The organism is Rhizobium sp. P32RR-XVIII (assembly GCF_012641395.1).
Lineage (GTDB): Bacteria > Pseudomonadota > Alphaproteobacteria > Rhizobiales > Rhizobiaceae > Rhizobium.
This window is the reverse complement of the sequence record NZ_JABAIH010000001.1, coordinates 559,761-582,362: the sequence shown is the minus strand read 5'-3', so window position 1 is coordinate 582,362 and position 22,602 is coordinate 559,761. Positions and strand designations below refer to the sequence as shown.

Genomic DNA, 22,602 nt, shown 5'->3' with positions numbered 1-22,602 from the left:
GAATGTCTCACGTGATCTCGTAGATTGACGCCTCGTCCTGCTCCTCTCGAAGCCCCTTGTAAGACGCGTGCCGGAGCTTTCCGTCGTGCGTCCAGGCACGGTATTCGATCTCGGCAATGAGTGTCGGCTTCACATAGACCGCATCGCGCTTCTTCCTGCCGGTGTCAGCGGCTGGTTTCGAGATCACGATCTCGTCCATCAGATCCCGAAGCGCCTGAGCTGATCGTTCATTGAAGCCGGTCCCTACCCCGCCGACATAGACGAGCTTCTTGCCCTTGCGTGCCGCCAGCAACAGGCGCCCGATGCCCGCCCGAGCGACCATTGACCGCTCATAGCCAATGATCACGAAGCTATCGCTCTGGGTGCACTTGACCTTAACCCAATCGCCCAGCCGGCCCGATCGGTAGGTGCTGTGCCGGTTCTTGGCGATGATGCCTTCGAGACCATGCTCGCAAGCGGCGGCAAGGAGCTTGTCCCCATCGGCGCCGATCTCCTCAGATAGCCGAATGATGCCCTCGCCTTTGGCAGGAACCAGACTTTCAAGCAGATGCCGGCGCGCCATGAGGTCCATGCCGGTCAGATTGTGGCCGTCGAAATAGAGAATGTCGAAGGCCACAAACATCGCTTCGAAGGAATTCTGCTTTCCACCCCGGCCGCCCAACGATTGCTGCAGGCGCCCGAAATCAGACCGGCCCTGCTCGTCGTAGACAACAGCCTCGCCGTCGAGGATGGCCGTATTCACGCCGAGCTGCTTTGCCGCCTCCTCTATCGCGGGGAATCGGTGCGTCCAGTCATGGCCGCCGCGCGTCAGTATCCGCACGCCTTTCGGCTCGATGTGCACGGCCAGGCGGTAGCCATCCCATTTAATCTCGTAGACCCAGTCCGGACCTTTCGGCACCTTTGGCTTGAGCAGCGCGAGGCACGGCTCGATGCGATCGGGCATGGGATCGAGGGGAAGGTTCGGCTGCGCGGGATCTCGACGCTTGCGTGGCCGGGATCGAACCGGCTCATTGGCTTCGCTGAGGAGAGGCTTGGACTTTGGCGGCCTGGTCATTCCGCCATCACATCAGACTTTGCTTAAAAAGCAATGACCCGCTTGACTCGTCGCGGCGATGAGAACAATTAAGGAACAGACGAGCGGCCGTCTTTCTGAAAATCAGGGCACTGGAAACCTGTCACGAGGAGACGATGACGCATGGCCGAAACGATCGGCGAAGCAATGGATGCCGGTTGGGACCTTAAGGCCCGATGCGCGTGGGGAAAGCATGAGGGTCTCAAGACCGTTCGAGCCTGCAGCTGGAAGCACGATCTGGATATCGTCACCCTGGTAGCTACGAGAGGCCGCGATTTCCCGCTGTCGATGCTGTCGGAGCGGCTGCGCTGCCCGGTATGCGGCAGCCGGAAGGTGGCGGTGATGTTCATGCCTGCCGCCAAGCCGCCCCGAGCGATGACGATGAAACGGGAAAACCGGTGGTAGCCCATGGCAAGAGACCGGAAGCCAGAGCGGATTGGGCCTGAGGAGAAGCTCGGCGATATCATGAGCTGGGAGATTTTATTCGCCATCTGCAAGTGTGAGCACTATGCCGAAGTCAATATCCGGGCGCTCAGACTGAAATGTGGAGGCGATGCCGTCCTGCGCAAGCATGAACCCAAGCTGCGATGCAAGAAGTGTGGCGAGACGGGTAAGTCTGGATTTTTCGTGACGAAGATGCCGAGGTAAGGAAATGCTCAGCGATGCTCATACATCGGCGCCTGGCGCCAACATTCACGAGAATCACCTGTGCGACTATGAGGACGCCACCGGTATCCGCTGCACCGAATGGGGCTGCTATGGCTTCGAGGAGAGCAAGGCAATCGCGCTGTGGTATTGCCGGAAGCACCAGCCGTTGAATTACAAGGGGCTGCCGAGGCATGGGGCATAGCGGAATGAACCCGGAAGATCAGGGAGAGCCGAGCGGGCCTGTGGATATGGCCGGTGATGGCAATAGCCACGGCGGGAGCGATTGCCGGTGTCATCGGTAGCTTGGCAAGGCTGTTCGGCCTCATCTGAGCCAATCGCGATCGGTACGCTACCGCACCGGAACCTTGTGCATGCTTTCGCTGTTCTAGCTGTTGGGATCGCGTGGCGTGGTTCGCTGATAGACCCTTCCTTTGCCCTCACTGGAAAGTCGCGCGATCCTTTCTTCGTCAAACTGCCCCGTTTCGGCGGGGCTTCTTTTTGACTGTACGGTAGCGGACCGGAACGCTCGCTGACGAAATCCGTTATCAATGTTGCCGCGCGGTAGTCTTCCTTACCGAGTCGCCAGTGATGTTGGAGCCGCAGCCCTCTTCCCTGGTGTCGCGGTCACCTTTGGGTGCCGTGTGGTCAATTCCGCGCTGAATGGCTAGGGACACAGGAGGCGCGGCGAGGGCTCGCTTTTCCGTAGGAGCGGGCCCTTCGATGCTAATCCAAATTAATTATTAACGCGCAGGCTTCCCGGAGCTTTATTTTTAAGCGCTGTAGCCCCCAGCACAGCGCATGACGGCCACGGTGTTCCCCACTTCCCTGAGGCCGCCATAAGACCAAGGGCTCGCCATTCTCCGACCCTTTTGGACGGGCCCTTGGTCGTCTTAGGGCCGAACGATCGGCGTCCTGAACATGGTCTTGTTCGCTCGTTCCTGAGCATCATCGAGCTTGCTGCTCAACACCTCGACGCGTGTCGCCACCTTGTTGATGCTCTCGATTGCGGTATCGAGCTTGCCCCCAAGAGATTCCACGACGCGATCGACGCGGTCGTTCGCAGCCTCGATCCCTTTCTTGTTTTCCGCCGTTGCCTCAAGAGCTCTCGTCACCTGGAATGAAAGCGGCGGAATTTGCGACACCTGCTGCTGGGTGTCGTCGAGAACCTTCTGTGTCCGCTCTTGAGCACTTCGGATATCGGCGATGTCGCGGTTAAGACTGACCCATACCCCGCCGACCGCAAAGGCATTGGCCAATCCGGCGCCGATGATGGCGATGAAATGAACCGGATTAATCTTCGGCTTCTCGACTTCAATGTGCATGGTGTCTCCGTTCATTCCTGCTCGCCCTGCCCTTCAAATGCTCTATGCGTGCTTGACCGGCGAAAGCCGATCGACTATTTCGCCGCCGCCGTGCTCAGTAAGCTTTGAGGCGGCAACAGGAGGGCTCGGCCTAACGAGGAGGCGGGGCCCTCGCTACCAGCAGCCCTGAGAGGCGCCGAAGCGATTGTGTGATGCCACCTGGTTGGCAAACGGCCGGTCGGTCTTGAGGATAAGGACCGACGTTTCAAGGCTTGGCTGAAGCCTCTCGAACCCGGCGCATGCAATCGGCTTTGTCGCTGTCTGGCAGCCCGAAATCATTGCACAGAGCGGCAGCATCAAGAGAAGAGACTTGACCATTGATCTTTCCTTTTTCGGCAAAGCGCTTCACCGCGGCTTCCAGTGCGACGGTCGCGGCCTGCTGACGCCCCTCGGAGCGCCCGACGAGGATTGCAGGGTAGACGGCCAGCGCGGCGCCCAAGGCCACGCCAGTGCCGATCTTGAGCCATTCAGGCAGCAGCTTGAGCATTGACCGCCACGTTCAGATCGAGGGCATCCTGCAACTCGTCCTTCTTGCGCTTCGCATACCAGCGATAGGCAAGGCCGCCGATCGTCAGCACGGCGCTGGCGATGATGAGCCCTGCGACAAGCTTGCCGATGAACTCGCTGCTCGTGCTGAGAGGCGTCAACTGATCCTGAGCCTGCTGCAGCGTGCCGGCGAGAGTGCCGGAGCCAATGCCGCCGCCCGTCGTCGCGTCCGCAACTGCCAGCACTGGCGCGGGCTTGGCATCGGAGATCAACGCCTTGGCCTCGCCGCCGGCGACGTACTCGATCTCGGGGCCAACAGAGCCGGTTGCCCAAGCTTGACCGACAGCGCGCACGCCGTTTACGCGGGCCGTCCAGCCCTTGCCGAACGTCTTCCATGTCTTCAGCGCCTTAAGAAAGGCCATACGGCGGTCGAGGATGCGCGCAATCAGGCTGTCGTTGTCGTTGACGCCGCCTAGCGCCAGAAGCGTCCCCTGGCCGAGAATGCCGTCTATGAGCCCCTGATACACTCCCATCGCCTGAAGCGCGCGCTGCAGCCACTTCACGGACTGCGCAACGCCGGAATGCACCGAACCATCAAAGACGACACAGGAGACGCCAGGCGCCAGCTTATCGCCCTTGATTTCGTCCCAGTACTTTTTGCGGTAGATCGCTTCCAGCTCGGAATTGCTGATGTTCTTGACTGGCATGAGGGGCAGGCCATGCGAGCGGCGGTATTCGTCATAGACACGCTGCGTCACGCCTTTCATCGTCGCGCCGCCGGGATCCTTCGGATTGTTGGAATAGCCGCCTTCGATGATGAGCACCTTGGCGAGAGAGCGTGCGAATTCGTCTGCGGGGTCGAGGACCTGCATTGGGATTCTCCAGATTGTGAGGATGTGCCGGACGAAGACTAGAAGCCATCAAAGGGCGGCTTCTAGTCAGTGTTTACCTTTTGCGATATCGCGGGTTATCTTCCGCGTCGGTCGGATGGGGAAGGCAATGGACAACAAACTGCGCGGATTGCAGCGACATGTATTATAGTGATCGCAATCGCTGGCTATCTCGCTTGGTCTGAATACAGCCGCCATCAGGCAATTGAGGCAGCGAGGAATGATGCTATAGATCGGCAGAGAGCCGACGATCTTGCCCAAATGGATGCCGCCCGCAGGCAGACCGGAAGGCGCGCTTGAGCACCAGCACGCGTCGCGGGCCGACAGGTGTACACTGAAATACGTTGACTCAACCTGCGCTTGTCACTCGCCGCCTGCCAACGATACGCTTGAAGATTCTGTTGATCGGCAGTTCTACGACGCGGTAGTAAGCGACACTCAGGCAGCACAGCAACACTAAAAAGAAAGTCGCCAGCGCATACGGGCCCAAGCGATAGGCTATAAAAGCATCAATCTCTAGAGTCTGCAGAACGTACAAGAGCGGTACATGCAGCAAATAGATACCATATGAAGCATCCCCTAGGGCACTCAGCCAAGCCACGGGCGGAATTTGACCTTCCAGTTCCAACGCTGCTAAAAGATACAAAAGGGCGGCTGTCCCGACACCGAACCCTAGAACATCTAGCCAAACACTCGCGGGCCCCGAATAGACGATGCCAATCGCCAGGAAAGCCGCGGCAGATGATCCGCAGAGCCGTCGCCATCCGGAACGGGCTCCCCCGAAATACAGCACAATGACACCAGTTCCAACTCCGAGAAGGAAATTTATGTTGACCGGATTCATGACCACACTAGTCAACGCCTTCGGAAGGAGTCCCCCTGCCGCTACAACGCAACACACAAGCCCAAAACCAGCAGCTAAAAAATTGCGCGCTCCAGCGGAAAGGCAGATCGCAAAACACACATAGAAGAAAAGTTCAAATGGCAGGGACCAGGCTGGGTAAATGAGCAATTTACTCGGGTTTGTTCCTGTCAACGTGATAGACCCCCATAGATCCAATCCTTCAGGGATCCAATGCTCCAGTCCATAGGAACACCGCTTGTAGAGCATAAACACCAGAGCAATCGGTAGATACCCAGCATAGATCCTGACAAATCGACTGACTACGAAAACAGTTGGATTCTGCGACAAGCGAGTGACCCACACCATGATGAAGCCCGCCACGACAAAGAAAATCGGCACTCCGCCGTGGCCCCAGTCAAAAAAGCCAGCGACGGATGAAGGTCCTCCAGCGCTGACAAAAAGGCTGCGAAAATGGAACAAAACAACCGCTAGGGCGGCCATCGCCCTAAGATACTGCACTGAATGCAACATCACTTAATGAAACTCCGGATAATATAGCCCAGTCGTATCAGGCAACCTCGAAAAGGTCTATTCCATTTTGCTCACAGCACGGGCCAATCCACCGCTCCGGCGACCTCCTTTGCAGCTCCAACGGTCTGCGCGAGATCAATCTCCCGCTTAGCGGCGAGCCGGGTGGCGCGAATTGCCGACCCGATTGCCTGCCATTGCGCATGCATAGCTGCCACAGTCGTGGCGACATCGGCAAGCGTCTCGCCATCGATGCCGAGCGAGGCAGCCAGCATGGGATAGTCGGCGGCGGAAGGTACGTGTCCCGGATCCGCCGCCAACGCAGCGAGCAGCAATCCGGCCTCCGCAGCCGCCTGTTGATACTCCATGGCCTGCCCCGAGCCAGGGGTGATGCACCTCAACCGCTCGATCTCCGCAGCCTTATCAAGGGCGTGCTTCAGGCATTCCTTCAGCGCCGACAGGGTGAGGTAGACGCCGTAAGGTGCTAGAACGTCCTGGAGAGCACCCTCGGTCTGATCGCCGGACGCATCCACAGGCCAACGGGTCGCGACATTCCCCTTTTTACTCCACGCAACATATTCGCCATCGGATCGACTGATTGTAGCGTTGCGAGCGGAGGAATAGAGCCGTCCGTCGTCGGCTAGCCAATACCAATTGTGCGGATCGTAGATCATACGTATTGGCCTCCAGTTGCGACTGAGCCCGCGACCGAACCGGGAAAGAAATTTGCGCCGGCGCCGTTTGTAGAAATGACGCCATTAAGAATTGCCGAATAGCGGGGCCCGATAATATTGCTGTTGCCCAAGTAGGAAATCGACGGCACTGAGACGACCCCGCCCGTCTGCGCGCTGACAAAGGAACCGCTAAGCGTAATGACGTTATCAATCCGCATTGTCGGCGGTGTTACGGTTGACGATTCGATTAGTCCGCCCGTCTGCCCGCGCATGACGCCGGCGCGATTGCCGCCCGTGATCGAGATGAGCCCGACAAGCAAGATGCTGGCACCGGTGCCGGCAACGATGTTATAGAGCGGCGCGTCATCGAGATTGCAGCCGTCCAGAGTCACAAATGCATTGTCGACGACCAGACCGTAGGTATTGGCGTTCAACGCCCGGATAGAAATATCCTTAAACACTACTTCAGCGTTGCCCTGTACATTGACTGCAGCCCCGCCGGCCAACGCGGCACCACTGATTCGTGCGGTGCCAGCACCGTTACGTTGGATGATCAACCGCATCGGCGAGCGCCGGATCAACAGGCCGGGATAGGTCCCGGCAGTGACATTGATCGTAACGGTGAACGAATTTGCAGCGAAGGTGAGATTGACGTAATCAACAGCGCCTTGAGGCGTGGCAAATGCAGCTTCGGGGGTATTGGATGAACCATCGTTGCTGTCGGACCCATCCGGGCGGACATACAGCGTGACGTTGGCCCCGATGTTGCGCAAGACTTCGCTACGCACCATGGATGCCATTCGCCATGAGGCACCGTCATAAATTAGCGTTGCTATGTCGCCGACCACCAAATCACGGCGCGCCAAGGGAGCGCCGGAGGCCGTGACGACGGCCAGAGCGCCCACCCCCGCATTCAGCGTCACCGGACCAGTATTCTCAGTCGTGACGAGCAGCCTTAGCACCATACCGACGGTAAGCGCTTCCGTTGCCGGCGTGAGTACCGTCGTCAAGGCATTGGCAGTCCCGCCCGCCACCGCATAGTTCATTCGCTGAGACTGGATGGCGCGAGCCAGCTGCATGTCGTCCGAAGGAACGAACCCGGATTGCTCGATGACATCGACGATTTCGCGCTGAGGACCTTCGATCGCGGCGGCGGGAACGGCAGAGCCCTTCACTGCACCTGGCGTATTGCGGTCGACATATGACGCATTCGGATCGATAGATCCGAACGGAGCTTGGTATTTCATGGGTACCTCTTGATGTTAGGTGTCGCTGTTGAGAACCGGTAATGCCCAAGCCGGCGAGAGACGGCGCAGGATGCAGAGCAACCGCTCTCCGTCGCCGAGATCGAACAGAGGATCGAGACCGCACTCGCTGATGCCGCAGGTGAAATAGTCGACCGCCAGTCCGTCGACATGGACGATCCAATAGACCTCCTGGCGGATATCGCCGACCGTGTGCTCGCCGCCACATTCGGAGAAGCCGCATTCGAACATGGCCGGCTCTTCGATGGTTATTGTGAAGCCATAGAAGGAGGCGACTCTGATGAAATCGCCGGGCGTGACGATGGCAACGCTGCTCACCTTAGCTTCGAGCGCGCGCAGCCGCTCCGCGACAGACGTTTCGCCAGTGACGCAATTATCAGGAAGCCCGTAATCGGTCTCCCACTCCGGCAATAATTCATCAACACCGCGCACACTGATGTTGCGGACAAGCGTCCAGGCGCGTGCATATAGCCACACGAAAGGATCCAACAGGACGCGCGTGAACCTGGCAAGTTTCGACGAGAGCGAGACCGCAGTTCCGTCAGGCGATCCCCATGCCGGACCTTGCGGCCACATAGCAAGGCCAGCAGCAATCAGGTCGTCATTGCTTGGGTTGGCGAGAGGGTCATAGGGTGCGGCAACCGGCAGAACATCGGCGAGCACACTTGCCGCCGTCGTAACGGTATTGAGGCCGGGATCACGCGCCATAAGTCACCGTTCCAAGCACAGGGAACTGGCCGCCTGTTAAAACAATATCGGCCACAGGCGCCGCAAGCACATGCCGGTCCTCCCCTGAGACCCCCGAGATAGCCTCGTTGATCCACGAGAGAGAGACGGTGAAAGTATTCCCGACGATCCCCGGCCGGCATCTGGTGACGAACATTGCGGAGATCGCCGCCTCGATCGCGATACGAATGTCCGACGTATCGCCGGCGAGCCCATTGATGGTGACGTCGATCGGCCTCGCAACCGGCGGCACGGCAACGCTGTCGTCGACTCTGATAAGCCGCTGCGCGTCAATTGCCGCCTGCACGGTCTCGACATCGGAAGAAATCGGGATCGAATTCGCCCGACCACCGAAGAGAAAATAGACGTAAACCCCGCCGGGATTGTTGGCGCTGCGAAAGGCCCATGCCGCAAGCACACCGGATACCCCAAGCACGATGCGTTCGTAGTCCGTCAGCGTCCCGCCACCGGGAGGATTGCGCTTGCGCTGCAGTCCGCGCGCACGAAGGCTTTCATCGCTCTCGATGTCCGCGCCGCCGCCCAGACCGCCGATCGTCACCGTCCATTCCTGCCCAAGATCCGGAAAGAGCAGCGGATCGGCGAGCGAAAGGGCGCCATCGGCGTCCCGGTTGGCCGCCGCCCCCTTGGCTTCCGATGTCACCGGAAGCGACAATGTGCCATCAGCTGCCGAGGTTGCGACGGCCGTTGAGACATAGGTGATATTGCCGGAAATCAGCCGGATGCCGGCTGGATAGGTCGTCGATGACGCGGCCGTTCCCGTGACCATGCCGGAGGCTGCCGACGCCTGCTTGCGATAAATGCCGATCTCGGCGCAAAGCAGCGCGAGAAACTGACCGGTCGCCGTGGTGAGAAAAAGCTGCTTGGCGAGATAAGCTATGCGCAACTCGAATTCGTGCGAGAGACCGGCGAGCACCTTGGCGACGATCGTCACGAAGCTGTTCTTAAGCGCCGAATCACTGCCCGGTATGTATTGCCGGAAGGCACCGCGGATGCGGGCCGAAGCATCACTGAGCGAGCGGATTTTCCACGCCATCGATCTGTCTCCAAAGTAGTTCGAATTTCGAGGTGTAGATCTGCGTGCCGTTGCGACCGTAGAGCGACACGGCTAGATCGAGCCGATTGGCCGCGAAGTCGGGCGTTGCGACAGCATCCACTTTGGAGACAGCGCCCTGCCTGATCAGTGGCTCCAATGCCTCGCGGGCATAGTCCTGCGCCTTGATCTCGATGCCAGGATAAAGCGACGAGCGACGAAGCAACCATAGGCGGGACCCGATCGGCGTTTCGCCTTCCATCGCATCGAAGCTATCGCCGATCCATCCGCGGTTCTCATCGCCGTCACGAAGCTCACTCGCTTCGACACGGCGGTCCGTCATCAGGCAGATCAGCACTTGCGTGGCGAGCCCCTGCTCGGCGCGAAAGTCGCCAGGCGCATCGGGATGTGTCAGTGGGTTGAGGATGAGATCACCGACAATGCCATCCCAGCCAAGATCAGGCGAACGATATAGCTCTTCGGTGTCGTCGACCGGAATGATCTTCAGCATGAAAGGCCCCGCTAGTGGCTGTGGTGATTGGTGTTGCCCAGTTCGTCGATGATCGTGCCGGTCGCATGAATGTTGCCGACGACTTCAAGGTTGCCGGTAATCGTCACATTTCCGGCGAGTTGCCATTCGCCGCCGTTCATGGTGATGGTGCGGCTCCCAAAATCCATGATGACGCTGTCCATCCAGAGCTTGATGATATTGCCGTTGTGATCGTAGAGCGCCGTTGCTCCGGCCGGCAGGCCGCCAGGCCTGTGACCGGGATGCTCTCCGCCGAACACGTAAGCCTGATCGGCGTGGCCGTTCGGAGCAAACAGCAGCGCCTTCGCACCCTTGACCGGCGAGGAGGCAAAGCCCGCCGGCTCGATGCGATGGATGCGGGTATAGCCATCCTTGGCAAGCCCGCGCCCATTGACGAATTGCTGCCCGCCGTCTTCGGCGTTGGCGCCGTCGAGTTCGATCCGCTTGCCGATCATTCGTCGTCATACTCCACCGTGATCGCACCGGGCGCCGAATAGACGCCTGCCGTCTTGCCGCGCGGATTCTCGCCGCCGAGCGCGCGAGGATCCGCGAGCGAGAGGACGGCGTAAGTGCCTTGACCTTCACTCTCCTGCGTCAGCGTCACGCTCTTGATCACCATCATGCCCTCGATGCCGATCCAACTGTCTTCGACATAGACGAGCCAGTTGCGGTTCCAGATCGTGCCGCCGGCATCCCGCCAGCCGGTGACGGTGATCGAGGCCGTCGCTGCGTAACCCGCACCACGCTTGACGCCCCAATCGGCCCGTTTCTTCAGCCGGTCGACCGTGGTCTCCCCCTCATGGACGATGATCAGCGGTCGCGAGCGGGTAACGCCTGCGTCGCGCGCCGTCGCCTCGGCACGCAGCTGCTGCTTGCCGGTGCCTTCGCTTGCCTGGCCGCGCACCTTCACCGCGCTGTGGCGACCGCGCTCGGTGATTTCCGACGAGGCTTGCTCGATGTTCTTGCCCCAGATGAGGCCGCCCGTGTGGGTTCCCTCCGGCTTGGTTGTAAGCTTCAACTTCCCCTTCGGCGTATCGTAGATCAGGATGCCGCGTCCGCGTGCCCGCCGCTCGATCGTGGAAAACAGCGTCTCGCCGACATGCAGCTTGTGACGCGGCTCCACTGGCAACGTGCCGTCGCTCTCGATGCCGATGCCGAGACCGTCGAACTCCTTGGCGATCGCCGCCAGATCCTTGTTCATCACCTCGCCGGTTGGATGCTCGACGGAGCATTCCGTTGCGTCGACGGTGCGCGAGCAGATCGTCGCCATCAGCTCCCGGCTGGTTGCATCATGCGAGGGTCGCACGTCGCGAACATATCCCGTCAGCAGGACCTCGCCGCTCGTCTTGACGGTGGCGGCCTGTCCCGGCGACACCGAGATCCCGTCGCCCTTCGGCACGAGCGAAACCTCCGCCGTGCGCACCGCTTCTTCCGCCGACATGCTGATGGTGATTGCCTTGACGGCGGGGAAGCCGTCAATGGTGATAGTTTCCAACATCAGGAAGCCAGGGCATCAAAGAGGGTTGGCATGACAAGCGGGGTCGCCGATCCGGCGATATTGACGAGGCCATCGGCGCGGTTGGCGTCGCCGTAAAGCTGATAGGCGAGAACCGTCGACGGCAGAGACACGCCGGTCGATACCTTGATGACCGGCGCCGCATCCGCGGCTAGATCGGAGATCAGTCGGCAGGCGACGGCAGTGATCGAGGTCAACCAGGCATAGAGGTCGGCACCATCACCGCCAAGCTGGTCAATCGCAGCAACCGCCGTCTCACCAGCACTCGAAACCCGCGAGCGCGCCCGACGCGCCGAAGGCCGCGACGGCCAGTCCGGCCGGCACCCGGCAACCGCAAGCCCCATGCCGAGCATGATGGCGATCGCATCGGCGGTCATGCCGCTTGCCGCGACCGGCTGCGCCAGCCGGTCGAAGTCCGCTAGCTCGTCGACGCTTTCAGCAATTACCCGCATCAGAGACAGCGCTTCATTCGCGAATGAGCCGGCGTCGATGTCGGGCGCCGCAGCGATGCGCGCGGTCATGTCCGCCAGGTCGTCCGGATCCGTCACGATGGCGACAGAAAGGTCCGCCAGCCACGTCAGGATCGTGCCTCTATCTGCCGCCATCATGAACCTCGAAGGTCAGAACATTTTTGCGAGCTGCGCCGCAGCAGCGGCAAAGCCATTGGCAACGGCCGCGGTGACATCGCCGATCGACAAGGACAGTCCGCCATCGTTCAGCATCGGAATGAAGGTGACGTCGAAGCCGATGTAGCCCTGCCGGTCCTTCTGGCGCGAGCGCCGGAAATCCTGCGCGGTTGCGATCATGCCGCCGTCAATCGGCAGGACAAGATAGCCGGGACCATCGGCAAGCATCACCGCCGAGAGCAGCATCGCTTCAGCGTCCGCCGTATCGCTGACGAGATAAGCGGTCACGCTATAGAGTGCAGTCGCAAGCCCTAGCTCCTCGACGACGGTTTGCCGGCTGCCGGCATATTCGTGCAGCGCCAGCCGCTTGCCCGCCGACAGGTCTTCGTAGTCGACCCAGAACTCGACGCCGCGAAAGCTGGCGCGCCGAAGGGTCTTTGCCCAATCACGCATTCAACCCTCCTAGTAGCTACCGCCACCACCGCCTGGTGCGGAGGCTTGCGGCGGCATCGAACGGCCGGTGTCGGCATTGACCCGCCCTCCAGCGCTATAAGTCAGCGCCCGATTGAAGGAACTCGCGGCCGAGCTCAGCTTCTCGGCTGCGGCCATGATGGCCGCACCGATCGAATTGCCGGCGCTGGTAAGCGATGCGGCAGATTCCTTGATCGAGTCTCCTGCTTCACGGCCGCCGTCAGCCACTCGCTTGCCAGCCTCGTCGCCGGATTCTTTCAGTCCACTGATGTCGATCTTCATCGCTTCCTTAAATTCTTCCTTGGACGGAATGCGGAAGAAATCGGCGAAGCTTCCACTGATACCGGGAGTAAGGCTCGGCATACCACCTGCGGCGAGCACTCTGTCCCTTTCGATCCGGTTGCCTTCCCGCCGGCTGTCGGCATATTCGCCATAGATCGACGCCAAGCTTGTTGATGGAGCCGCTGCTGGCTTGTAGGGACCAAGCATGTTTTTTGGCCCCTGCTGCATGCGCTTCAGGAATTCCGGATCACGGTAACCGCCGGCGAGCGCCAGGCGGTCCGCTTCGGCACTATGGGAGAATGACCCGAACGGCAGGTTCATAGCCATCCAGTTTTCAGTCGCCAAATAACCCTTGCCCTGTGCTCCGAGTGAGGACCGCACAGCCTCGCCATAGTCGAGATCGTTCGATACCGCATTCATGGCGGGCACCGCCGGACGCGACACACCTTTGCCGAGGCTGTTCATCATCTTGTCCCAACTGCTCGACAATTTGTCGATGCTCGCCTGCGTATCGCCCGTCACGCGCTGGAGGTCACGCAGCACCGTGCCGTCGACTTGAGAACCGTTCACGGTATCGATGAACTTCTTGTAGCTGTCGGCGCTGGTCATCAGAGACTGCATGCCGAGGCGGAATTGCTCGTCGGTAAACAGTAGCGGCAGCTTGCTGAGATCTCCCTTGATCGCTTCATTGGAAATTCTCGTGAAGGCTGCAACCGTATCCTCGCCATTCTTGCGCGCTTGATCCAGCTCCTTGCGAAGGTCGATGCCGAACGCCTTGAACTTGTTTGCAGTGTCGGACGAATAGATTTTGCCGAAAACGTTCTGAGCGTATGTCGCGGCAGAGGATGCCGAGCCGGTGTCCTCGCGGATCGTCTGCAGAATGGCGACTAGCTTCTTGAGGCCGTCTTCGCCATTGTAGCCGAGGGAGGCGAAGGAGTTGGCGAGATCCGGAATATAGGTCGCCATATCCTTCAGCTCGAACTGACCGGCCTTGCCGCCCGCCACCATGATGTCGAATGCATGCTGCATCTGACTGGTTTCTATCTTCAGCGCGGACGCTGCCTTGATGGCTGTATTCGCGATGTCATCGGTCGCAGCGCCAGAGGCCTGCGCCGTCTTCAGCACCGATGGCAGGAAGTCCATCGCGTCTTTCAGATCCATGCCGGAGGCGACGAGCGTGTCCAGCGCGGTCACCGCGGAGTCGATTGGCAAAGCCACTTGCTTCGAGATCTCCTGTAGGCGCGTGAACGCCGCATTCGTCTGGTCGACGCTCGCATTGGCGGTGATGCCGATTCGCGTCATCTGGCGCTCGACCGAGGCGAAATCAGTCAACGCGGTTTTCGCGCCGTAAGCCAACGCAGCGGGAGCGGCGTAGCGCAGCATGGTGCCATAGGCCGCCTGCGAGCTACGCGCCAGGACGCCCTGCTGACGATTGAGAGCTTCGGCACGGCGGTTGATTTCTCCCATCTTGCCGGCGACGGACTTGAACACCTGTCCGGTCTTGTCGACGGCAGAGATGCGCAGCTGCGCTTCGACGGTACGCGTCACTTCCTGTTCCTTTCAGCAAAACCCACGGCGCGCCTCGCCCAGTAGTTGAGTTGCGACGGCGTCATTCTCTCGATGCGCTCAGCTTGCCAGCCGAGCCGGAAAATCAGCACATCGGCGATCTCGTCGAGGTCGCCTACAGCGGAAAAAAATCGAGGACCGCCTTTTCCAGCGCGAAAGAATCGACCGTGGAAAGCTCCGAAATACAGTCGTAGCCGGGCTCGACCATGATCTTCTGCAGATAGGAATCGACCACAGCCGGATAGGTCACCACGACAGGCCCGTGCGGGCTCGGCTGCCACTCCCGCGGCTTGCCCCGCCCTTCCATGAAGATTTCATGGTAGCGCGGCTCCCGGAGCTTGATCTCCGAGAACGCCGTGTCGTGAGCCGTATAGGATTTCGACAGCTTGACGACGACGCTCGCCATCAGTTGTCGCTCCGATTATATTTCTCGGCGGCGATGGTTAGCCCTGTGACTTCGCCGTTCATGCGGTTTGTCTGGGGATCACCGACAATGAAGGCGTCGGTGTAGTAGTGCGTGACGCCGGAGAACTCCTCGATCATGGTCACGTTGAAGCGGCGGGACTTCATCAGGGCATCATAGTCGAGCCCCTTGTCTGCGAAGCTGATTTCCGCACGGCGCGCTTGCACGGTCCCGACGCGATCGACGGAGCCGTCCTGATTGACGACGGCCTCGTTGCTTTGTCCGGACGGATTGGTGTTGAAAGTGCCGCGCAAACTGAGCGTGGCACCGGTGGAAAGACGCACGTTGATGCGCCCGCCGAAATCCTTACCCATAGGATTGATCCCTTAGATGGAGTTGCTGAGAAGGTTTCAAAGCCAGGCGTCAGAGGGACGCCGTGGCCGCCGATGTGGTGAACTGGCTGTAGACCGTCGCGAGACCCGCGAAGATGTCGAGGGCGTTGACGCGATCCATCGGCAGCTGCGCGTTGACCCGGTTCGGATTGTCCTGGTCGATGGTGACGACAATAGACGGAAGGACCGCAATTGCATTCTTCAGCACGCCCGGCATCGACTGATAGGTGTGGAAGAGCGTCGCGCGAATGTCCTTCGGCGTGGTGACAGCATCGAGATTCGACGGATTGTCCTGCGCCAGCGCCTTGTTCGCATGCTCGAAGGCAAGATCGGCGCGGAATTTCTTCAGCGCATAGGTGACCTGGAACACAGCCTGAATGTCGCGGAAGGTCGTGTCCGGGGCCCCGTCCGTCGTCTGCTGGTGCGTGATGATCTTATCGATCGTCACGTCGCCGTTGCGGTTGACCGACCAGGTCGAAACGCCGTTCTTCAACATAGCGTCACGCGTCGCGTAGTCCATCCAGTAATTGCGGTCGCGTGGCGCCAGCACGTCCTGCACCACAAGGCCGGTCTGGTTGCGCGAGACATCGCCATTCGCGCCGCCGCCAAGCCACGGTGCGATCCGGGCGACGAAGGCCGAAACCCACTGATACTCCGGAGTTGCAAGCCCGCCACCCGACAGCATCGGGATCATGCTCAGGTGCCAGGTGTCGCGCGCCAGAGCGAAGCTCGCGAGGTTCGACGAGGTGTCCGTCTTCGGATAGAAGGCGTGGCCGTAGATCTGCTGCGCATAAGACCAGCGGCCAGACACCTCGTTTAGGAAGGTATCCAGCAGGCCGAGGCTCGTCGCATCGCCAAAAGCCGAGACGATGATCTCGAAAGGATCGTCGTTCATTGCCGCCAGCACGTTCGTCAGCGACGGCACTCCGGCGCCGGGCGTCGCCGTCGCAAAGGTCAAAACGCCGTTGAAGGCGTTGATGGCGTCGAGCACCGGAATGTAGATATCGATGCCCGCGGCATAGGTTCCCTTGTGACGCGCCGTTATCGTGACGACGTTGGTCGAGACGGTCGCCGTGAATGGCAGAGAATAGCCCTTCAGGCTGTTGTAATATCCGTTGATGGCGGCCGCGATCGCCGAGGCGACAGCGTTAGCCGTGGCGCCTGCCGCAATCTCGATCGAGATGGTCTCGCCGGCGATCTGCAGCACGCCTTGGCCGCCATCGGCGGGAACTGTGCCGACCGTTATGGTGCGGATTTCTGCCGTGCCGGTGTCGGCAACGCGGCCGATCCAGATTTCCTGCGTCGGCGCATTGCGGCGAGCCGCTAGGAACATGCTTTCAAGCATCGAACCGGCGCCGACGAGCAGGCGCGCGTCGTGCTTCGTGTTGCAGAGCGCGATACCGCCCTCGGGGAGTGTGCCAGCTGGAAGGCCATGACCGAGCACGATGAACCGGGTCTCGGCTTCAAAATTGCCGCCGCTCTGCACATCGAAGGTGAAGATCGGCGCCGTCAGATTGGCGGGGATGTTGGATGCCATTTACTTCTTCCTTCCGCTGGAGCCGGTCGCTTCCGGCTGGTCTTCGACTTTGACGAGGTCGCCAGCCTTGACGAGGCGCGCCTCATACGGACTGGCGAAATTGACGGGACGCCCTTCCGCCGGCCAGTCGGGCTGCCTGCCAGGCATGGGGATGCGCAAGCCCTCTCGGGGCTTGTAGAGATCGGTCATAGGACCCTCCAAGGATCAGGGAAAATCGACTTTGAAGCCGGGCATGTTATCCCCGGTATCGACATCGACGCCTTCCAATCGCGGAAGAACGTCACGAGAAAAGTGGCTGGCGAGTGAGGCGAGCTTTGCCTTGGCATACGATTGCGACGGCAGCGCCGCATAAACCGTAGCCATGGGCTCTGGCAGGCCCTCGACCTCGAAGTCATCGTCGCGGATCTCGCAATGGAATCGCATGGTGATGCGTTGCCAGCGCATGCCGATGTTCGGAACTTCGAAGGGCTGATATTCGATGTTGACGATCCGACGAACCAGGCGACGCCACAGCCCGCCGGCCTGGCTCCGCTCCAGCAGATAGCGGACCTGCGAACAGAGCGCAGCAAGCACCAGCCGCGCTTCCGGATCACTTGCAGCGAGGGCATCGGCGAATTCGCCGTCTTTGTCGTTCTCTACGACGGCGAGCTCGGCAACGATATCAAGAGCCGCGTTGGCAGCAGTATCTTCCGCCGACGACAGGGCACCGCGCAGCGCCACGCCGGCCTCGGCAGTGTGCAGCACGAGGATCGGCGTGTAGGGCTTGTCGCGATCGATGTCCTGCACCGCGATCTCGCGGCTATCCAGAACATTGAGGCCAGCGAGCGTCGGGAAGCCTTCTCCGGCTTCGACCGCAGCTGTCGGGCGCAACACTTCGATTGCGGCAAGTCTCAGAGCCTCGGCTGCAAGCATGTCAAACCTCGGGCAGCTTCTGCGCCTTGGCGAGCGTGGCGAGAACCGTGCCAAGCCCGTCCGGATCGAACTGCGTAATGGTGAAGATGGCGCCATCCTCCTCGCGGCGGAGGAAGAAGCCTGTTGTCAGCGGCATACCGTCGATCAGGCGGATTGACGCCTGTATCTGCAAGCTGCGATGCGCAAGCCGTCCGGATGATCCGGTCAGCGGCTGCGCCTTCGCGTCGTTCTCGATCAGCGTGTTTTCAAAGAAGCAGGCGGAGGTGAGATACGACGTGTTCGGCGATGCCAGGCGGACGGAAGCGTTCGGATCTTTCGCCGATATCGGGAAGATCGTCACGTCTTTTCCGTGGACGAGCTCGACGGTGGAGCGGCTGACTTTCGCCAGCCGCTCGAAGACATTGGTCATTGCCTCAGACCGTCGTCGCGCCGAGCAGCACCGGCCCGCTTACCGAAGGATTGGCCGCGACATCGGCTGCGATACCGATCAGCGTGTTGCTGGTGGATACCGTGGTGGCGAGCTTCGCAGCCGCATCCCAGTAGATTTTCGCACCCTGAGTCCACGCTTGGGCCGACACTTTCGGGAGGTCGAAAACGCCAACGCGAGCGATCGATGCCCGATCGCCTTCGAGTGCGGTTACGCTAGCAATACCGATGAGCGAGCCGATGATAACCGGAAGGCCAGCGGTGATGCCGCCGGAGGGCACCGTAATATCGATCGAATGGCCAGGCTGAAGGAAGTTCTTCATGTTCATGTCCTAATGAAAGAAGGGATGCCGTATGAGCAACGGCGGAGAGGTGAAGGAAAAGTCCCGGCGCTTATGCGCCGGGGTTCTTCCAGCCGTAGCGGTAGTCGACTGGGCCGCAACCGAAATCGTGCTCGACAGACATGGACATGCCCTGACGGCCGAAGGGGTTTTCGACACGTACGCGAGGTGCCTCGTAGCCATCGAGGTAGCCCCAGCGATAGTTGGAGCCGGCCGCGGGATCGGAGAAGAGATACCAGGCGTTGCCCGCGATCTGCGCGGTGTCAACCGGGGTAAGCCGTCCCGAGAAGATGTTGACCGTCTGCACCGTCGCCGGCGTGATGCTGGCGACAAGCATCTCCGCCGCCGTGATCGTGTCGGGACCGGTCAGGATGATCGACGGGGCATTCTGCAGGAGAGGATTATTGTCGATGCTCTTCTGCTTCGCCATCGCAGCACGGCCCGCCGAGACAGTCGTCACGTCGATTGCCGCGCCAGATGCTGCCAGGTTGTTGTGGCTGGCATGGAACACCGTGTTGCCATCGGCGAGTTTCGCATTTAGTGCCGACGTGTAGAAAACAATTTCCTCGAACAGCGCGACAGTCGAGCCATAATCGGCAAGCATCTCCTGAATGGCCCCGAGATCGTCGTTGATCATCAGCTGACGCGAGATCGAGAGCGCCTTCGCATAGGAAAGTACCGAAAGCGTCTCCTTGCCTTCGGTCAGCTTCCCGTACTTGATCTCACCATCCTCGAGAACGCGCTCAAGCATCGGGAAATCACCGGTCTTTATCGAGGTGTGCGGGCGGAAGTCGCGGAAGTTCCGGCGGCGCGCGATCTGGCGATACGTCGGACGGGCCAGCGCATAGCGCGTTTCCAGCGTGCGGTTGATTGACCCTTCCAGAATGATCGGGAAGTCGGAGGTCGTCAATGCGGCGCGTTCGAAGATGCCTTCGACTTCGCGGGCATTGCGGGGGAACCCACGATAGCCGGTCAGCTCGACCGCAAGGCTAACCAGGCCATGCCCCATGTGACCGCGTGCTGCTGCACTCGGTCCAGCAGTCGGGATCGGCGCTCCGAGACGATAGGAGAGGGCCTCGATCTGAGCGTTGCGACGGGTTTCCTGCTCGTCGGTGATGACATGCACCGAACTCGTGCGCGATTGCGAGGACGCAAGATGGTCGAAAGCCTGCGCCCGGAAGGCATCAACCGCCGTGCCGTTCCGCAGAGCAGTCTGGATGACATCGGCCGCCATGCCGGCGCGGGTGCCGATATCGTGGATTTCTGCCGCGCGGGTTGTTTCGACCACTGCCTGATTGGCCGAGGAAGCATTGCGCGTGGCAACTTCTTCTTCTTCGGCCTGTCGGATCTGAGCGCGCTTCTGTTCGATCTCGTCGAGCAGCTTCGTATGGTCAGCCTGGATCGTGCGAGCGACATCAGGAGCGGTGTCATCCTTGAGTTCGCCGAGCTTCGCCGCAGCCTTCTTTTGCAGCTCTTCCAGATCGGCGCGCAGCACGACAAGCGGAATTGCGAGATGCGGGGCGAAATCGCGAATCGCATCCATCAATGCCGAGGCGTGAACCGGCGCATGCGGGATGGCCGCGAAGGCTTCCGACATGAAGCCGAAGCTTGCGAGGAATGCGATAGCGAGCGTGCAGGCTACCGCCAGAACGTTTTTCTTCGTCATGGATTTTTCCTTGAGAAAGCCTAGCCCACAGGCGTCAAAGGGCGCCCCGCCGAAGCGGGATATGGCGCGGTAGCCTGCGCTAGCTTGCCAATTGGTTTTGCCGCATCTGCATCTGCATGCGCATACGACGAATTACGTTGGAGCCGGTCAGATCAGGCATGACCCGGCAGGCGTAAAGAGCGGCGTCATCTGCGCCGCTGCGGACTTGTGCGCCGGGATCTGCGGGAATCGGCACAGCCGAGATCTCCCAAGGCTCCCAGTCGATCACCCGGTGGATCGGAGTTCGGCCCTCGCGTTCGGTCTTTTCCACAGCGTGGATGCGATAACCGACAGAGATATTTGAGACGGTGCCTTCCTTGATTTTTGCAACGCGATCGACGGCGTCGGCCGCCGTCGACAGCCTGATCTTGGCAACACCTTTGCCACCTTCAATGCGGGCGGAGCCCTTCACGACAGCGCCGATGACATTGGCGAGGCTCCATGTGCCATGGGTGTCGAGGAAGGGAGCTCCCGAATTGAGGCGGTCCAGACGGATCGCACTCGGAGAGACGACAAGCTCTTCGTCGAATTCACCGTCGACCCAGCTCACACGGCGCACCGCGGCGCCAGTGGTCCAGATCACATCGATGGTATTGTCCGCGTCATTGAATGAAGCAGCGCGGACCTCGGCATTGCGGACGAGCTGCGGCAGGCGAATGACGTTAGTCATTTTGCGTTCCTTCTGCCGCAGGTGCGGCGTTGGCCTTTGCCCCATTTGCGGGACGGCGAGGATCGATATCGAGCAAGACGTTATTGGCGTCGGCAAACTTGAAGAAGCTGTCGAAGTCGGTCACAACCTTGCGCCAGTCGCGGCCCCAGGCGGAGATGAACTCCTGCGGTGACATGCGTCCGGCGCGCACGGCGAGGATGTCGGCTTCCAGGTCCTTCTTGGGGTCGATCGGTTCGATGGCCGGCATCACGTGGTCGACCTGGTAACCGCCCTTACGGTTCGGCAGCTTGCCAGCCATGATCGCCCATTCCACAAATCGCTGGTCGACCTTCCGGCAAACCATGGGTACGAAACAGCCCCACTGGATCTGTTCGACAAGACGCCGGAATTCGATCTTTCCAGCGCGAAGCGACGAGTAATTTGCCTGGCTGAGGTCGCCGGTCAGCTGATCGTAGGTAATGCCAGCACCGGCCGCCATCGCCCACATGCCCGCCTTGTAAGCCTCGCCGAAGACGGATTGAGACGACGGGTTCGCGAAGACGATTTCCGACTCTCCAATATCCTGAATCGTGCCGGGCTCTAAGCGGGTGACCCTTGAGGCGTCGTCTTCCTTCTTCGGCATCAGCGGATTTGATGCGCCAGGCGCGCGCTTCAGGAAACCGGCGAAGCTTGCCTGCGTGCGTTGCTGCACGATTGCAGCTTCCATCAGATCCTGAATTTCCTTCGCAGTCAGAAGGACTGGAGCAAACCACGGAATACCGCGGATCTGGCCAAGCCGAAGGGGGCGATACAGGTGGCAGAGATTGCCCCACTCGACGAGTTTGGATTCCCTCACATTGGCAACGTTCTGATCACCGGGGTGGACACTGTGCAGATACAAACCTTCGCGAGCATTCCATTCGCCGAGCTGTACGCCAAGACGCACGTTGCCGTTGCTGCCGATGATGCTGTCGCGCGTCGTGTCGATCAGGTCGCCCTCGAGTCCCTGCAGCCGAAACGGAACCGTGCCGTTGGCATCTTCGATCCGGATAGCAAGCAAGCGCAACACACTGTCGCCGCCCTCGATCATCGACCGCAACTGCAGCGCCTGCTGACTGCCGTAATCAAGTACGCCTTCGATGTCTGACTGCGATTCCCATTCCTCGCGGAGCAGGCGATAGCGGCCGTCGAGCCTGTCCGATCCGGTATTTGGAACGGTCATGATCCCGGTTCCTATGACATGGGATGTCATGACATCGAGGATGCGCTGACCGGCCCAGCTGTTGCGCACGAAATCGCGCGAACGGTCGCGAAGGGTGGAAAGCGCCATGCTTACTTCGGCCGTCGCCGACGTGCCCCTTCCGCGCCAGCCTCGGTTGCGCCGGCCGAATTGCGCGGCAGAATAGTCGCGCTTCGATGCATCGAGCATCTGGCGAGCTGCAGCGCGGTTAATGCCTTTGACCGGATCAAAGTAGGAGATGATGCTGTCGAGTATGGTCATCAGTATGCGCCCTGATACTCGGTAAAGATCGGCCCGCCGCGATCGCTCGCGCCTTCGACTTCGGCCTTGATAAGGTCGCGAGCCTTCAGCATGTCGTTCAGGCTCTGGTACTCGACCTCATGCGTCTGAAACCGGACACGCTTGGCGCCGGTCGCAACCGCGGCGTTGATCGTGTCGAGGTCAACTTGCGTCCATGCCATG

At 60.3% G+C, this 22,602-nt stretch carries 28 protein-coding genes; 2 read left to right on the top strand and 26 right to left on the bottom strand.

The genetic code is table 11. The annotated features are described in order from the left end of the window. Window positions 1-7 precede the first annotated feature (7 nt). Window positions 8-1,054 (bottom strand): non-homologous end-joining DNA ligase, encoded by a 1,047-nt coding sequence (ligD, locus tag HGP14_RS03005; protein ID WP_168828353.1) that lies wholly within the window; start codon window positions 1,052-1,054, stop codon window positions 8-10. Window positions 1,055-1,195: 141 nt separating this feature from the next. Here ligD and HGP14_RS03000 point away from each other — a divergent pair, with 141 nt between their 5' ends. Beyond that, on the top strand, window positions 1,196-1,477 hold the full coding sequence (locus HGP14_RS03000) for a hypothetical protein (RefSeq protein ID WP_168827806.1): 282 nt from the start codon (window positions 1,196-1,198) through the stop codon (window positions 1,475-1,477). 247 nt (window positions 1,478-1,724) lie between these two features. Then, window positions 1,725-1,922 carry a hypothetical protein gene (locus HGP14_RS02995; protein WP_168828352.1) on the top strand — a complete coding sequence of 66 codons (198 nt, stop codon included), beginning with the start codon at window positions 1,725-1,727 and terminating at the stop codon, window positions 1,920-1,922. A gap of 688 nt (window positions 1,923-2,610) precedes the next feature. Here HGP14_RS02995 and HGP14_RS02990 read toward each other — a convergent pair. The 25 genes from HGP14_RS02990 to HGP14_RS02870 all read right to left on the bottom strand — a co-directional run bounded on the left by HGP14_RS02990 (window position 2,611) and on the right by HGP14_RS02870 (window position 22,601). Further along, window positions 2,611-3,042, bottom strand: coding sequence for a hypothetical protein (locus HGP14_RS02990; protein ID WP_168828351.1), 432 nt, complete (start codon window positions 3,040-3,042; stop codon window positions 2,611-2,613). Window positions 3,043-3,286: 244 nt separating this feature from the next. After that, the gene (locus HGP14_RS02985; protein ID WP_168828350.1) at window positions 3,287-3,568 is read right to left on the bottom strand and encodes a hypothetical protein; all 282 of its coding nucleotides are present in this window, start codon (window positions 3,566-3,568) and stop codon (window positions 3,287-3,289) included. Then, complete coding sequence (locus HGP14_RS02980; protein ID WP_168828349.1) at window positions 3,549-4,439, bottom strand: glycoside hydrolase family 108 protein; 891 nt, start codon at window positions 4,437-4,439, stop codon at window positions 3,549-3,551. Before HGP14_RS02980 ends, HGP14_RS02985 begins: the two co-directional genes overlap by 20 nt. Window positions 4,440-4,806: 367 nt before the next feature. Beyond that, entirely contained in the window at window positions 4,807-5,832 is a 1,026-nt protein-coding gene (locus tag HGP14_RS02975) for an acyltransferase family protein (protein WP_246704358.1), read from the bottom strand. A 71-nt stretch (window positions 5,833-5,903) separates the two neighbouring features. After that, window positions 5,904-6,503: a hypothetical protein gene (locus HGP14_RS02970; protein ID WP_168828347.1), complete on the bottom strand. Its 600-nt coding sequence runs from the start codon at window positions 6,501-6,503 to the stop codon at window positions 5,904-5,906. Continuing rightward, window positions 6,500-7,750: a hypothetical protein gene (locus HGP14_RS02965; RefSeq protein ID WP_168828346.1), complete on the bottom strand. Its 1,251-nt coding sequence runs from the start codon at window positions 7,748-7,750 to the stop codon at window positions 6,500-6,502. Before HGP14_RS02965 ends, HGP14_RS02970 begins: the two co-directional genes overlap by 4 nt. A gap of 15 nt (window positions 7,751-7,765) precedes the next feature. Continuing rightward, window positions 7,766-8,476, bottom strand: a complete 711-nt coding sequence (locus HGP14_RS02960) for a putative phage tail protein (protein ID WP_168828345.1) — start codon at window positions 8,474-8,476, stop codon at window positions 7,766-7,768. Continuing rightward, a complete protein-coding gene (locus HGP14_RS02955) occupies window positions 8,466-9,548 on the bottom strand; it encodes a baseplate J/gp47 family protein (protein ID WP_168828344.1) in 1,083 nt (360 codons plus the stop codon). Before HGP14_RS02955 ends, HGP14_RS02960 begins: the two co-directional genes overlap by 11 nt. Beyond that, window positions 9,520-10,056, bottom strand: coding sequence for a phage GP46 family protein (locus HGP14_RS02950; protein WP_246704343.1), 537 nt, complete (start codon window positions 10,054-10,056; stop codon window positions 9,520-9,522). The genes HGP14_RS02955 and HGP14_RS02950 overlap by 29 nt, the downstream gene beginning before the upstream one ends. An 11-nt stretch (window positions 10,057-10,067) precedes the next feature. After that, window positions 10,068-10,529 (bottom strand): phage baseplate assembly protein, encoded by a 462-nt coding sequence (locus HGP14_RS02945; protein ID WP_168828343.1) that lies wholly within the window; start codon window positions 10,527-10,529, stop codon window positions 10,068-10,070. Next, window positions 10,526-11,572, bottom strand: coding sequence for a phage baseplate assembly protein (locus HGP14_RS02940; protein WP_168828342.1), 1,047 nt, complete (start codon window positions 11,570-11,572; stop codon window positions 10,526-10,528). The genes HGP14_RS02945 and HGP14_RS02940 overlap by 4 nt, the downstream gene beginning before the upstream one ends. Further along, a complete protein-coding gene (locus HGP14_RS02935) occupies window positions 11,572-12,195 on the bottom strand; it encodes a hypothetical protein (RefSeq protein ID WP_168828341.1) in 624 nt (207 codons plus the stop codon). The genes HGP14_RS02940 and HGP14_RS02935 overlap by 1 nt, the downstream gene beginning before the upstream one ends. Window positions 12,196-12,210: 15 nt before the next feature. After that, window positions 12,211-12,669: a DNA circularization N-terminal domain-containing protein gene (locus HGP14_RS02930; RefSeq protein ID WP_168828340.1), complete on the bottom strand. Its 459-nt coding sequence runs from the start codon at window positions 12,667-12,669 to the stop codon at window positions 12,211-12,213. 9 nt (window positions 12,670-12,678) lie between these two features. Beyond that, entirely contained in the window at window positions 12,679-14,517 is a 1,839-nt protein-coding gene (locus HGP14_RS02925; RefSeq protein WP_168828339.1) for a phage tail tape measure protein, read from the bottom strand. A gap of 133 nt (window positions 14,518-14,650) precedes the next feature. Beyond that, window positions 14,651-14,941, bottom strand: coding sequence for a hypothetical protein (locus HGP14_RS02920; protein ID WP_168828338.1), 291 nt, complete (start codon window positions 14,939-14,941; stop codon window positions 14,651-14,653). Continuing rightward, complete coding sequence (locus HGP14_RS02915; RefSeq protein WP_168828337.1) at window positions 14,941-15,312, bottom strand: phage tail tube protein; 372 nt, start codon at window positions 15,310-15,312, stop codon at window positions 14,941-14,943. Before HGP14_RS02915 ends, HGP14_RS02920 begins: the two co-directional genes overlap by 1 nt. A 49-nt stretch (window positions 15,313-15,361) precedes the next feature. Beyond that, window positions 15,362-16,867 carry a phage tail sheath subtilisin-like domain-containing protein gene (locus HGP14_RS02910; RefSeq protein ID WP_168828336.1) on the bottom strand — a complete coding sequence of 502 codons (1,506 nt, stop codon included), beginning with the start codon at window positions 16,865-16,867 and terminating at the stop codon, window positions 15,362-15,364. Further along, window positions 16,868-17,056, bottom strand: coding sequence for a hypothetical protein (locus HGP14_RS02905; protein ID WP_168828335.1), 189 nt, complete (start codon window positions 17,054-17,056; stop codon window positions 16,868-16,870). Window positions 17,057-17,071: 15 nt separating this feature from the next. After that, window positions 17,072-17,779, bottom strand: a complete 708-nt coding sequence (locus HGP14_RS02900; protein WP_168828334.1) for a hypothetical protein — start codon at window positions 17,777-17,779, stop codon at window positions 17,072-17,074. 1 nt (window position 17,780) lies between these two features. Beyond that, window positions 17,781-18,188, bottom strand: a complete 408-nt coding sequence (locus HGP14_RS02895) for a hypothetical protein (RefSeq protein ID WP_168828333.1) — start codon at window positions 18,186-18,188, stop codon at window positions 17,781-17,783. A gap of 4 nt (window positions 18,189-18,192) precedes the next feature. Next, window positions 18,193-18,528, bottom strand: a complete 336-nt coding sequence (locus tag HGP14_RS02890; protein WP_205926999.1) for a DUF2190 family protein — start codon at window positions 18,526-18,528, stop codon at window positions 18,193-18,195. 70 nt (window positions 18,529-18,598) lie between these two features. After that, on the bottom strand, window positions 18,599-20,212 hold the full coding sequence (locus tag HGP14_RS02885; protein ID WP_168828331.1) for a hypothetical protein: 1,614 nt from the start codon (window positions 20,210-20,212) through the stop codon (window positions 18,599-18,601). Between the two features lie 79 nt (window positions 20,213-20,291). Then, a complete protein-coding gene (locus tag HGP14_RS02880; RefSeq protein WP_168828330.1) occupies window positions 20,292-20,921 on the bottom strand; it encodes an HK97 family phage prohead protease in 630 nt (209 codons plus the stop codon). Next, window positions 20,914-22,401, bottom strand: a complete 1,488-nt coding sequence (locus tag HGP14_RS02875; RefSeq protein ID WP_168828329.1) for a phage portal protein — start codon at window positions 22,399-22,401, stop codon at window positions 20,914-20,916. Before HGP14_RS02875 ends, HGP14_RS02880 begins: the two co-directional genes overlap by 8 nt. Then, window positions 22,401-22,601 (bottom strand): phage head-tail joining protein, encoded by a 201-nt coding sequence (locus HGP14_RS02870; protein WP_168828328.1) that lies wholly within the window; start codon window positions 22,599-22,601, stop codon window positions 22,401-22,403. The genes HGP14_RS02875 and HGP14_RS02870 overlap by 1 nt, the downstream gene beginning before the upstream one ends. Window position 22,602: the final 1 nt, after the last annotated feature.